The organism is Gottfriedia solisilvae (assembly GCF_002128405.1).
Lineage (GTDB): Bacteria > Bacillota > Bacilli > Bacillales > Bacillaceae_G > Gottfriedia > Gottfriedia solisilvae.
This window is the reverse complement of the sequence record NZ_NETJ01000006.1, coordinates 169,329-182,168: the sequence shown is the minus strand read 5'-3', so window position 1 is coordinate 182,168 and position 12,840 is coordinate 169,329. Positions and strand designations below refer to the sequence as shown.

The 12,840-nt window shown below is 33.6% G+C and carries 11 protein-coding genes; 3 read left to right on the top strand and 8 right to left on the bottom strand.

Annotation, left to right across the window (positions count from 1 at the left end; all coding sequences use genetic code 11):
- Positions 1 to 78 precede the first annotated feature (78 nt).
- From pfkA to dnaE, 5 genes are all read right to left on the bottom strand, one after another.
- Positions 79 to 1,038: a 6-phosphofructokinase gene (gene pfkA, locus CAB05_RS18885; protein WP_088002876.1), complete on the bottom strand. Its 960-nt coding sequence runs from the start codon at positions 1,036 to 1,038 to the stop codon at positions 79 to 81.
- 252 nt (positions 1,039 to 1,290) lie between these two features.
- Entirely contained in the window at positions 1,291 to 2,247 is a 957-nt protein-coding gene (accA, locus tag CAB05_RS18880; protein WP_174567303.1) for an acetyl-CoA carboxylase carboxyl transferase subunit alpha, read from the bottom strand.
- Entirely contained in the window at positions 2,247 to 3,047 is an 801-nt protein-coding gene (gene accD / locus CAB05_RS18875) for an acetyl-CoA carboxylase, carboxyltransferase subunit beta (RefSeq protein ID WP_088003030.1), read from the bottom strand. The genes accA and accD overlap by 1 nt, the downstream gene beginning before the upstream one ends.
- 371 nt (positions 3,048 to 3,418) lie before the next feature.
- Positions 3,419 to 4,651: an NADP-dependent malic enzyme gene (gene ystJ, locus CAB05_RS18870; RefSeq protein WP_088002870.1), complete on the bottom strand. Its 1,233-nt coding sequence runs from the start codon at positions 4,649 to 4,651 to the stop codon at positions 3,419 to 3,421.
- A gap of 139 nt (positions 4,652 to 4,790) precedes the next feature.
- On the bottom strand, positions 4,791 to 8,135 hold the full coding sequence (gene dnaE / locus CAB05_RS18865; protein ID WP_088002867.1) for a DNA polymerase III subunit alpha: 3,345 nt from the start codon (positions 8,133 to 8,135) through the stop codon (positions 4,791 to 4,793).
- A 178-nt stretch (positions 8,136 to 8,313) separates the two neighbouring features.
- Here dnaE and ytrH point away from each other — a divergent pair, with 178 nt between their 5' ends.
- Both ytrH and ytrI read left to right on the top strand, forming a co-directional pair.
- The gene (gene ytrH / locus CAB05_RS18860; protein ID WP_088002864.1) at positions 8,314 to 8,649 is read left to right on the top strand and encodes a sporulation membrane protein YtrH; all 336 of its coding nucleotides are present in this window, start codon (positions 8,314 to 8,316) and stop codon (positions 8,647 to 8,649) included.
- Positions 8,649 to 9,152, top strand: a complete 504-nt coding sequence (gene ytrI / locus CAB05_RS18855) for a sporulation membrane protein YtrI (RefSeq protein ID WP_088002861.1) — start codon at positions 8,649 to 8,651, stop codon at positions 9,150 to 9,152. The genes ytrH and ytrI overlap by 1 nt, the downstream gene beginning before the upstream one ends.
- A gap of 41 nt (positions 9,153 to 9,193) precedes the next feature.
- Here ytrI and CAB05_RS18850 read toward each other — a convergent pair whose 3' ends face one another.
- On the bottom strand, positions 9,194 to 10,132 hold the full coding sequence (locus tag CAB05_RS18850; protein WP_088002858.1) for a DHH family phosphoesterase: 939 nt from the start codon (positions 10,130 to 10,132) through the stop codon (positions 9,194 to 9,196).
- Between the two features lie 100 nt (positions 10,133 to 10,232).
- Here CAB05_RS18850 and CAB05_RS18845 point away from each other — a divergent pair, with 100 nt between their 5' ends.
- Positions 10,233 to 10,523, top strand: coding sequence for a YtpI family protein (locus CAB05_RS18845; RefSeq protein ID WP_088002855.1), 291 nt, complete (start codon positions 10,233 to 10,235; stop codon positions 10,521 to 10,523).
- 58 nt (positions 10,524 to 10,581) lie between these two features.
- On the opposite strand, the gene CAB05_RS18840 is transcribed toward CAB05_RS18845, so the two are convergent.
- A complete protein-coding gene (locus CAB05_RS18840) occupies positions 10,582 to 11,901 on the bottom strand; it encodes a DRTGG domain-containing protein (protein WP_088002852.1) in 1,320 nt (439 codons plus the stop codon).
- A 130-nt stretch (positions 11,902 to 12,031) separates the two neighbouring features.
- Positions 12,032 to 12,718, bottom strand: coding sequence for a metal-dependent hydrolase (locus CAB05_RS18835; protein WP_088002849.1), 687 nt, complete (start codon positions 12,716 to 12,718; stop codon positions 12,032 to 12,034).
- Between the last annotated feature and the right edge of the window lie 122 nt (positions 12,719 to 12,840).

Here is a 12,840-nt window from a genome sequence, read left to right as displayed (position 1 = left end):
TACTCAGTATAGCTTACTTAAAGTATTACAATACTGATTTTCACATGCGGAAACGATTGCTCAAAAAAAGTAGCTAACTTAAATTGATAGCTCTTGAGATAATTGATACATCCCTTTATCAAGTTCATGTTTTTGTGCTAACGCTTCAATGATGTCATGGTCAACCAATTTATTATTTTGGATCCCTACACAACGGCCACCTTTGCCTTCCATAAGAAGTTCAACAGCTCTAGCTCCTAAACGACTAGCAAGTACTCTATCGGCTGCACTCGGTGATCCACCACGTTGTACATGGCCAAGGACAGTAACACGTGTATCAAAATTTGTTTTTTCTTCAATTACTTTGCCGATTTCAATCGCACTTCCAACGCCTTCTGCAACAACAATAATACTATGTTTTTTACCACGTTCGCTACCACGTGTTAATCTACTAATAATATCATCCATGTCATAGTCACATTCTGGGATTAAAATTGTTTCAGCACCATCTGCTAATCCAGCCCACAATGCGATATCTCCTGCATTGCGTCCCATTACTTCGATTACATATGTACGTTCATGTGAAGTGGCTGTATCACGAATCTTATCAATTGCGTCAATTACAGTATTTAAAGCTGTATCGAACCCAATTGTAAAGTCTGTTCCTGGGATGTCATTATCAATCGTTCCTGGTACACCAACACATGGATATCCATGCTCAGTTAATTTTTTAGCACCTTGGTAAGAACCGTCTCCACCGATCACGACTAATCCTTCAATTCCAAACTTTTTAAGTTGTTCGATACCTTTCATTTGACCTTCTAATGTTTTAAATTCAGGACAACGGGCACTAAGTAATTTTGTACCACCACGATGAATAATGTCACCTACTGAACCAAGTTCAAGTTTTTCGATATTCCCGTTGATTAAGCCAGAGTATCCTTGGTAAACACCATATACTTCTAAGCCATGAAAAATTGCTTTACGAACAACTGCACGTACTGCAGCATTCATACCTGGAGAATCTCCCCCACTTGTTAGTACTCCAATTCTTTTCATATGTATCCACCTCGAATGATTTTCCATTATTACATTATTAATTCATTTAAATAAAGTAACATGTTCTACATTTTTAGACAATAGATATAATGTGAACTTTTTCATAAACTTGTATAGAAAAATGATTTTCTAAAATAAATCAAGCACGAAAAGACAGATTTATAGATATTTTTTACAAATTTCTTAAAATAATACAAAAAAAGAGTATGCTCACATAATTGTTTCACACACTCTCGAAGTTAAATCTTAGTTTTATTTGTAAAAAGAAATTTGTCCTAACTTTGCGTGTTTATCATATCTTTGTTGAACCAGTTCTTCTTTATCCATTGATAAAATTGATTTTAATGCCTCATATAAATACTTATCAATGTTTTTCGCCTGTTGTTCAACATCATTTTGCGCTCCACCTTTTACTTCAGGTATCATCTGATCTACAACACCTAATTCAAGTAAATCTGGAGCAGTTATTTTCATTGTTTCAGCAGCCCTACGAGCTTGAGAAGCATCTTTCCATAATAATGCAGCAGCACCTTCTGGTGAAATTACAGAATATGTAGAGTTCTCTAACATCAGTAACTTGTTACCAACACCTAAACCAAGAGCTCCACCACTACCACCTTCACCAATTACTATACAAATTGTTGGTACTTTTAAACCTGCCATTTCAAATAAATTGCGGGCAATTGCTTCACTTTGACCACGTTCTTCAGCAGCTTTACCAGGATATGCACCTTTTGTATCGATAAAAGTAATAATTGGTCTGTTAAATTTCTCAGCTTGCTTCATTAATCTTAATGCTTTTCTGTAACCTTCCGGATGAGGCATACCGAAATTACGTCGTATATTTTCTTTTGTATCTTTGCCTCGTTGGTGACCGATTACTGTGACTGGCAATCCACGATAAGATGCAATACCACCTATAATAGCAGCGTCATCACCAAATAATCTATCTCCATGACATTCAAAGAAATCTGTAAATAAACGGTTTATATAATCCATAGTTGTCGGACGTTCTGGGTGTCTTGCTACTTGAACACGATCCCAAACTCCCATATTGCCATAAATCTCATTTTCTAATGTTTTTAAACGTTCTTCTAATCGTCTAATTTCTTCAGAAAAGTCTACATCATGTTGGTTTGTATAAACCTTCAGTTCATCTATTTTTGTTTTTAGCTCATGAATCGGTTTTTCGAATTCTAACATAACCACTATTGAAGGACACCTCCTTGATGTAAATGAAGGATCGTATATAATTTTGAACGCATTTCTGTACGAGGAAGAACTGCATCAAGTTGTCCATGATTTAAAAGAAACTCTGCTGTTTGGAAATCCTCAGGCAATTCTTCACGAATGGTTTGTTCAATGATTCGACGACCCGCAAATCCAATTAATGCACCAGGCTCTGCAAAATTGAAATCTCCTAGTGATGCGAAACTTGCAGATACTCCACCTGTTGTAGGATTTGTAAGAATCGAAATTGCTAAACATCCAAGTTCGCTGTGTCTATTAAGTGCAGCACTCGTTTTAGCCATTTGCATTAAACTTAAGATACCTTCTTGCATTCTTGCTCCACCAGAAGCAGTAAAAATGATGAAAGGTAAAAATTCTGAAGTTGCACGTTCAATTGCTCTCGTAATTTTTTCACCAACTACAGATCCCATACTTCCCATTCTAAATCTTGAATCCATAACAGCAATTACAACTGGAATTCCATCAATCGTACCTTTTCCTGTTACAACGGCTTCGTTTAAATCAGTCTTTTTACGGTCACTTTCAAGTTTTTCTATATAATCTGGGAAATGTAAAGGATTTGAAGAAATCATTTCCTTATCAAACTCTTCGAATGAAGCTTCATCAAGTAAAAATTCAATTCTTTCAAAAGCAGTCATTTGATGATGAAAACCACAATTACTACAAACTTTTACATTTTTTATTAATTCTTTCGTTATGCTTATTTTTTTACATTTAGGACATTTTGTCATAACACCGTCAGGTAAATCTTGTTTCATTACTTCTGAAGGTATGGATGCATATTTTTTCTTTTTGGAAAATAAGTCTTTTATTTGCAACCTAATTCCTCCTAACTTTTTTAGTACTAAATACTAATAGGATACAATAAATGTTATACACTTTTTGTTAACATTTGTCGATAAAATTCAGCTAAATTTCGTCATTACAAAATTCCAAAACGATAGAAATTTGTAAAAACTTATCAATAAACAGCTTTCTTACTCACATTCAAAATCCCTTGAAATTCAACGTTTTCCAATGTTTTTTATCCATTTAAGTATTATAACAGATAAAAAAGGATAGTACTACACTACTTATTTTGAGCATTGTAATACTATCCCCTCCAAATATTAATATCTGGTGATAAAAACTATTTAATTAAAGCTAGTTTTTTTGTTTTTTCTTCGATTTCTTTAGGGTCCACTTTAATTCGTGCAACACCTGTTTCCATAGCAGCTTTCGCAACACTTGCTGCTACTTTTGGTGCAACGCGTGGATCAAATGGAGCTGGGATAATGAAATCTGGAGCTAATTCATTTTCACTAACTAAACTTGCAATTGCTTTTACAGCTGCAATTTTCATTTCTTCGTTAATATGTGTAGCTCGAACATCTAATGCACCACGGAAAATCCCTGGGAATGCGAGAACATTGTTAACTTGGTTCGGATAATCACTACGTCCTGTACCAATTACTAATGCACCAGCTTCTTTTGCATCTTCTGGCATAATTTCTGGATCTGGGTTTGCCATCGCAAAAATAATCGGATTTTCATTCATTGAACGAACCATTTCTTTCGTAACTGCTCCTTTTACAGAAACACCTACGAATACATCTGCATCTTTAATTACATCTGCAAGGGTTCCTTGAATTCGGTCCTTATTTGTATATTTAGCTACTTCGTTTTTAACACTATTCATACCAGTTGGTCGACCTTCATAAATAGCACCTTTTGTATCACACATGATGATAGAACGTACACCGAAACGATATAATAATTTTAAAATTGCAATTCCTGCTGCTCCGGCACCGTTTAGTACTACTTTTATGTCTGCCATATTTTTATTTACTAATTTTAATGCATTTACTAATCCAGCTAATGTAACAATAGCAGTTCCATGCTGATCATCATGGAAAATTGGAATATTTGTTTCACGTTTTAAGCGCTCTTCTATAATAAAGCAGTTTGGAGCTGCAATATCTTCTAAATTAATTCCTCCAAACGTAGGCTCTAACAGCTTTACAGTTTGGATGATTTGTTCAACATCTTGAGTTGCTAAACAAATTGGAAACGCATCTACACCAGCAAAACTTTTAAATAGTGCAGCTTTTCCTTCCATTACAGGTAATGCAGCTTCTGGTCCAATATTTCCAAGACCAAGAACAGCAGATCCATCAGAAACAACACCAACCATGTTACCTTTCATCGTGTACTCATACACTCTGCTTTTTTCTTCATAAATTTCTTTACATGGCTCAGCAACACCTGGAGAATATGCTAAACTTAATTCTTTTGCATTTGTAACAGGTACTTTTGAAATTGTTTCTAACTTTCCTTGATGAACCCTATGCATATGTAATGCTTCTTCACTTAATAATGACAAACTGTTCACTCTCCCTAATAACGACGAGTTGAAATTTAATTCAACTGTTTATTTCTTGGAAATTTTATTTTTATAAAAGATGTCTTTATTTATTAGACTAACATCCATCTTAATAATAAATGATTTTAAAGAAAAATGTCTATTTCTTTAATACAACATTTTCATCTCCGACAATATTTTTCAACATAGACAGACATGTTACAGTAGGATTTACGAAGTATTGTTCAGATAATTGAACTGCTTTCTTTTCTTCTTCATAATATAAAACCACTTTCGTATGACCCTTAAATTGTGCGATTGCTTGTTGAATTGTAAATGAAATGTTTTTATTAGTATGTCCACTAACTTTAATAAATAAAGTTAACTCTTTTTGGCTATTTCTCTCTTCAATTTCCTCAACTGTTAAAACTTCATTTATGATTAATTGCTTTCTCTCATCACGTTCATCTATTTTAGCCCTTACAACGACGACTTCTTTTTCCTTTAATTTATGGCGATACTTTTCTAAAGTTTTAGGAAAAACGACGGCATCAATTAATGTACTCATATCTTCTACTTGTAAAAATGCCATATGTTGCTGTTTCTTTGTTTTCGTAACTCTTAGATCTCGAATGTACACAAAAACAAGCTGTTCCTCTTTGCTATTTTGAATCATAGATGAAATCGTTGCCGTTCCAGTTTCATTTTGCAATTTCTCATACTGACTAATTGGGTGGCCAGTTAAATACGTTCCTAATGCTTGTTTCTCAAGTTCCAGCTTTATTGAAATTTTCATCGGTTCTACTTGGATTAACTGTGGTTTTGGCACAAAATCTTCATCCAAAAATAGATCAAATTGATCTTCATTTTCTGGCCTTACAATATCAACATAATCAAAAATAATATCAATATTTGCAAGAAGAGTTGCCCGGTCTATTCTGAACTCATCAAAACAACCGGCAAAAATTAAGTTTTCAACACTTTTACGATTTAAAGCTTTCGGAGATATTTTGATACAAACTTCAAAAAAATCATTATATGGACGCTTTTGTAAAATTTCTCTTACAGAAGCCATCCCAATATTTTTAATAGCTAGCAGACTAAAGCGTATCCCCTTCCCCTCAACAACAAAAGCGTACTGACTTTTATTAATCGAAGGTGGAAAAATTGGGATTCCTTTTAATTTTGCCTCACCGATATATGTCGATACTTTCTCTTCACTACCAATAAAACTTGATAATAATGCTGCATAAAATTGTAACGGATAATTAGCCTTCAAATAAGCCAGTTGATAAGCAATCATACTATAAGCAACTGCATGACTTCGGTTAAATCCGTAGTTTGCAAATTGCACAATCAAGTCATATACTTCATTGGCAATTTTTTCATCGTAGCCTTTTTTAATAGAACCTTCCACAAAATGAATTCTTTCCTCATCCAGCACTTCTTTCTTCTTTTTACTTACCGCTCGACGAAGTAAATCCGCTTCACTTAAAGTAAATCCAGCTAAGGAAGATGCAATTTGTATAATTTGTTCTTGATAGATGATAACACCATATGTAGGTTCCAATATTTTTTCAAGATCCGGATGAGGGTAAGTAACCTTTTCTAATCCATGTTTAAATTGAATAAATTTAGGGATTTGCTCCATTGGACCTGGTCTATATAGAGCATTTACCGCAACAATATCTTCAAATTGATTTGGTTGTAATTGTTGTAGAACTCTTCTCATACCTGATGATTCTAATTGAAAAACACCAGAGGTATCACCTTTACTTAGTAATTCAAAAGTCTTTTCGTCTTCTAAAGGTATTTGATCTAACTGAATACTTTTACCAGTAGTTTCTGTAATTAACTTACATACTTCTTCTAACAAGCTTAGGTTTCTAAGCCCAAGAAAATCCATTTTTACTAATCCGAGCTCTTCTAGAATTTCTGCTGGATATTGAGTTAAATAAACGCCATGATTCCCTTCCTGTAAAGGCACCACATTCGTTAAAGGTATTTCTGAAATAATGACACCTGCAGCATGTATACTTGTATGCCTTGGCAATCCTTCTACTCTACAAGCTACATCAAATATTCGTTTATGAATACCTGAGTGATCCACATGGTTTCGAAACGCTTTTGATTGTTCGTAGACATCCTTTAACGAGATTCCAATTGTTGATGGAATAAGCTTAGAATATCGATCAATCTCAACGGGTGCTAGACCCATTACCCTTGCTATATCTCTTATAGCTGCTTTTGCTCCTAATGTTCCAAATGTAATGATTTGAGCAACGTGTACATCTCCATATTTTGATGCAACATAATCAATCATTTCATCACGACGATGGTCTGGAAAATCTATGTCTATATCTGGCATTGAAATTCGTTCTTCATTTAAAAATCGTTCAAAAAGCAAGTTATAATGCAGTGGGTCTACATTGGTAATATTTAAAACATAAGCAACTAGAGAACCTGCAGCTGAACCACGACCTGGCCCAACAGTAATCCCTTGTTCAAGTGCATATTTAATGAAATCCCATACAATTAGAAAGTAATCATCGAAGCCCATTTTATGTATGATTCTGAGTTCCATTTCCAAACGCTCTATATGTTTTTCTTTTATTACTCCATAACGTTCAACTAAACCTTTTTCACAGATCATCTTTAAGTAATCTACAGTGGAATAAGACTCAGGTACTGGATACTTAGGCAATAATGGTTGGTGAAATGGTATATCAACATTACATAATTGTGAAATTTTAACTGTATTTAAAAATGCATCTTCTTCGTCTATAAATAAATTTTCCAGTTCATTTTTCGTTTTATAATAATATTCATGCGTTCTTAATCTCGGTCTTGATTCATCTGATAATTTAGTAGCATTCTTTACCGAAAATAAAGCATCCTGAATCAATGCATCCTCTTTAACTACATAGCGCACATCATTTGTAACAACTAAATTAACGTTCGTTTCACTTTGAAGCTGTTTAATGAATGGATATAAAGTTCGATTTTCAGGTAAACCATGATCTTGAATACTAACAAAAAACTCTTCAAATATTTTTTGGTACTCTTTAACCTGTTGAACCGCTCGCTCATGTTCGCCATTTAGCAAATATGTTTCTATTTCCCCTTCAATACCTGGCGTAATCGCAAGGACTTGTTGACTATATGCAGATAACCATTTTTTAGGAACGCCCAAAGGAGACTTTGTTCCGATGATACTAGTTAACTTTAGAAGGTTTTCATAACCTTTTAGTGATTTCGATAGCAAAATTAATGGAAATACTTTTTGATCTTCTGTTAATATAGAAAGCTTTACTCCAATAATAGGTTTAATACCGGCTTTTCTACACGCATGATAAAAAGGAATAACTCCGTACATGACATTTTCATCTGCAATAGCAAGCGCAGGATGGCCCTGTGTAACAGCTGCGTCTATTAATTCTTCAATTTTACAAGCGCTTTGCAGTAGGCTAAACGAACTTTGAACCTGCAAATGAACGAAACTCATCTACACTCCTCCTTATCTTCTTTATATAATCTATTCTATCACAAAATGCGAACTTACATTCTATTTTTGTTCGTAAAAAAATTCAACTATATTTCTATTCTTTATTAAAACATACATGAAACAATCATCATACACAAAACACTTTGTCCATATACATTTAAGGAAGGAGTGATTCATAATGGAGCTTAAATTACCGTTTATCCCAACATTAATCTCAATGTACTTTATTGCACTTGGGATTATCATTGGTGGTGCATTAATAGGGTCAATTGGATACTATGTAATTGGTGAACCACCACTTAGTAAAATGTATGATTTATCGATGAGTTTACGTATTTGGGCAATTGTTGGGGCAGTCGGTGGAACATTTGATACGTTTTATAGCTTTGAAAAAGGGCTATTCGCAGGAGAAACGATTGAGTTTATTAAGCAAATATTTATGATTATAGCTGCAATGGGTGGAACACATACTGGTACAATCATTATTCAATGGTTTACTGGAGAGCATGTATAGTGAAAGCACCTCCAGAAAAACTTTCTTTTGGATGGGCTAAGTTTTTTGCCGGCATTTTCTTTGGTTCAATCATTAGTTGGATGGTCTTTATATATATGTATGGAGTTACACAAGAACAGCAGGTTAAAATCATAAATGAATTAAAAGATGAAAAAAATGACCTTATTCGAGATAAGAATATTTTAATGGAAAGCCAAGAAAGATTAAATGAGGAAAATAAAAGAAACTTAACAGTACAAGAAATTAAAGTAACAATTATTAATGAAAAGCAATATAGCCTAAATAAATTTACAAGGTACCAATTAATAGAAGATGTACAAAATGATTTAAGTCATTTACTTACACAAGATATTCGAAGTGTATCAAGAAATCGTGAGTTATTAAGAAGAGCCATTGAAAACAAAGTTTATAAGAAAGATGATCGAAGGTTTAAGCTCCTAGTCGATACGATTTACTTTGATACGACGTTAGAAATCACATTAAAAATCAGAAGTACAAAATAAAGAGAGGCATGTTCTCAAACGATTGCCTCTCTTTAAACATATTATTTCTCTTCTTTACATACTTTTTTTAACTCTTCAACTACTTGATCTGCTTCTTCCCACGAAAAGACTTTTGCTCCAGAAGCAAGTGGATGTCCACCACCATTAAAATTCGCCGCTACTCCATTAATAACAGGTCCTTTTGAACGAAGGCGAACACGAATTAAATCATCTTCTTCTAAGAAAATCACCCATGCTTTTACGCCCTTTATATGACCAAGAGAGCTAACAGCTAAAGAAGCTTGTTCAGAATTTACATTGTATTTAGCCATTAATTCTTTCGTCATTCTAATATGTCCCACCCCTTCTTCCGTTAGGTTGAAATTTTGAAGAACATATCCGTTTAAATGAGCCATTTCAATTGATGTCTCATACATATTGTCATAAATATCATTGATTGAAAAATCTTTTTTGATTAACTGACTAGCAGCATGGAACGTTCTTTCTGTCGTACTAGGAAATAAAAAACGTCCAGTATCACCAATAATCCCAGCATAAATTAAACGTGCTGCTTTGTCAGTTAAGACAAGCTGCTCATTACTGCTCTCTGCCAGTTCAAATATTAATTCACTTGTTGAGCTAGCCGTTGTGTCCACATGCATAATATCACCGTAAGGATCTACATTTGGATGATGATCAATTTTAATTAGTTTTTTGCCAAGGATATACCTAGCATCATCTACTCGTTCTGTATTTGCTGTATCACATACAATAACTAGTGCATCGTTATATGTAGCATCTTCAATATCATCCATTTGATATAAATAATGTAAAGACTGCGGTAATTCCCCAACTACATATACATTTTTTGCAGGATAGCTAGTTTTAATCATTTCAGCTAAACCACATTGCGAACCAATCGCATCAGGATCCGGACGAACATGTCGATGAATAATAATTGTATCGAACATATGTATATCTTTTAAAATTTGTTCTTTCATCGTTCAACCCCTACTTTCCATTATTTTTAAAACTTTTGAAATATAGTTTCTATCAAGTTAAAATAGAATTATGTATTTGTAATTGAAAGGTGGAAGCTAAGTGGATAGCATCGCAACAATCGTAATTATTTCATTTGTTTTATTCTTATTTTATGTTACCAAATTTTTCTTTACAAGCGAACTTTTAACAAAAAAAATTGCTGGCTCTCGAGCTAGATTAACTTTTGGGTTGTTCTTGTTACTTTATGGAGTGTTTCAAATCATATCAAAAATTGAGTTATTAACAATCGTTATTGGGATTATATTTATCATTTTTGGTTTTGCTAATCTATACAGAGGATATTTGCAAAATAAACATTACAAAGCAATTCAAAATAAACAAACTGTCTAAAAAATAAATGGATAACATTAGGAAAAGGAAGGGGAACGTCTTGCCCTTCCTTTTTCCTTTATCGATCTAATAATTGCATCATCATTAATGCTTTACCAACTAGTATTCCTTGTTGGTAAACCTCAACATCAACTTTTCCAAATTTACGCCCTAGCTCTAATACTTTTGGTTTAATTTCAATCACATCATCTATTTGAACAGGTTGTACAAAATAAATCGTAATGTTTTCGACGATTACATCACCATTTTTCTTCATTTCTCGAACCGCACGTTTTCCTGATTCCGTTACAATTGTAGTAAATACACCATGTGATAGTGTACCAATTACATTCGTCATTTGTGGTGTAACGTTACAACGAATGACCAATTCTTCACTTTTTTGATCCTTTTCATTATGAAATTGGCTTGTAATAATATCATCAATCGTCTCTCCAACTTGTGGTTGACGCTGCAATTGTTGTAAAGCTTCAAGTACGTCTTGACGGCTAATAATTCCTAGTAATATATTTGACGAATTAACAACTGGAAGTAATTCAATACCTTCCCAAACCATCATTCTAGCTGCAGCTGCGACCGACATTTTTTCATTCACACTTATAGGATGCTTCGTCATCACTTTATCAATTCGTTGAGTTCGCTGTTCATGAATGACATCTTTTGAGGTTACAATCCCGATTAATTTACCTCGATCATCTACAACAGGATAACGACCATGCCCAGTAACTCGATTATACTCAAACCATTTTTCCACTTCATCAGTAGGTGATAAAGTGGATGTTTTTTCGAATGGAATTAATATGTCTTCTACAAGTACAATGTCCTTCTTAATCAGTTGATCATAGATTGCTCTGTTAATTAATGTCGCGACTGTAAAAGTATCATAGCTAGATGAAATAATCGGCATCTTCATCTCATCTGCTAGTCGTTTCACACTTTCATCTGTATCGAATCCACCTGTTACTAAAACAGCAGAACCTTCTTTTAGAGCAAGCTCATGTGCTTTCACACGATTACCAACAATTAATAAATTATTCGCGGTGATATAACGCATCATTGCATCAAGCTGCATTGCTCCAATAACAAACTTATTTAACGTTTTATGTAATCCTTCTTTTCCACCTAAAACTTGTCCATCAACAATATTAACGACTTCTGCAAATGTTAACTTTTCGATATTTTCTTTTCTCTTTGTTTCAATTCGAATAGTACCAACTCGTTCAATCGTACTTACATACCCTTTATTTTCTGCATCTTTAATAGCACGATAAGCAGTACCTTCACTAACGCTTAAATCTTTTGCTATTTGTCTAACAGATATTTTATGCCCAACTGGTAGCTGTTCAATATGTTCTAATATTTGATCATGCTTTGTTGTCAATTGCCTCACCAAGCTTTCAATGGTTGTATTAATATTTTTATTAACTATTATATAACAATTCATACCATTAAAAAAAGCACGTTTAAACGTGCTTATTAATCTGTACTATAATTTTAACGCTTAATTTATATTACAATAATGAAATAGTTGTATTTGGCTCTTGAACAAAACCGTTTTTCTTTGTTAACTTATCTAAAAATTCATTAGGGTCGGCTTGAATAGCTGGGAATGTATTGTAATGTATTGGCACTACTTGTTTAGCATCGATCCATTTTGCAGCAATTACTGCATCATCAATCCCCATTGTAAAATGATTGCCGATCGGTAAGTACGCTAAATCGATTTGTTCGTATTCACCAAGTGTTTTCATTCCTCTAAATAATGCTGTATCACCTGCATGATAAATCGTCTTCCCTGCAATTTTTAGTAAAACGCCTGAAGCAGGACCTACATTAATAATTTGCTTATTTTCTTCATCAACGATACTTGATCCATGAATTGCCTCAATTAATTTCAGTTTCCCAAATGAAAACTCCTTTTCTCCACCAATATGCATTGGTACAACATTTACCCCTTGCCATGAAATCCATGTTGCTAGTTCTACAGGTGCGATGACTGTTGCATTATTTTGTTTAGCAAGTTCTACAGTATCACCTAAATGGTCTCCGTGTCCGTGTGTAACATAAATATAATTTACCTTTAGATCCTCTACCTTAATATTAGTATGAGGATTGCCATTAATAAACGGGTCAATGATAATCGCGTCTTGCCCATGTTCAATTAATAAAACACTTTGTCCAAAATATGTGATATTCAAAAGAACTCACTCCTTTAAATAAATTAGTATCTACCATATTTTAACAGATAATAACTATTTTCAAAAACAATAAACCTACCAATGCTGTTGTTATTTTACGACTTCTTCAACAAATGATAAAA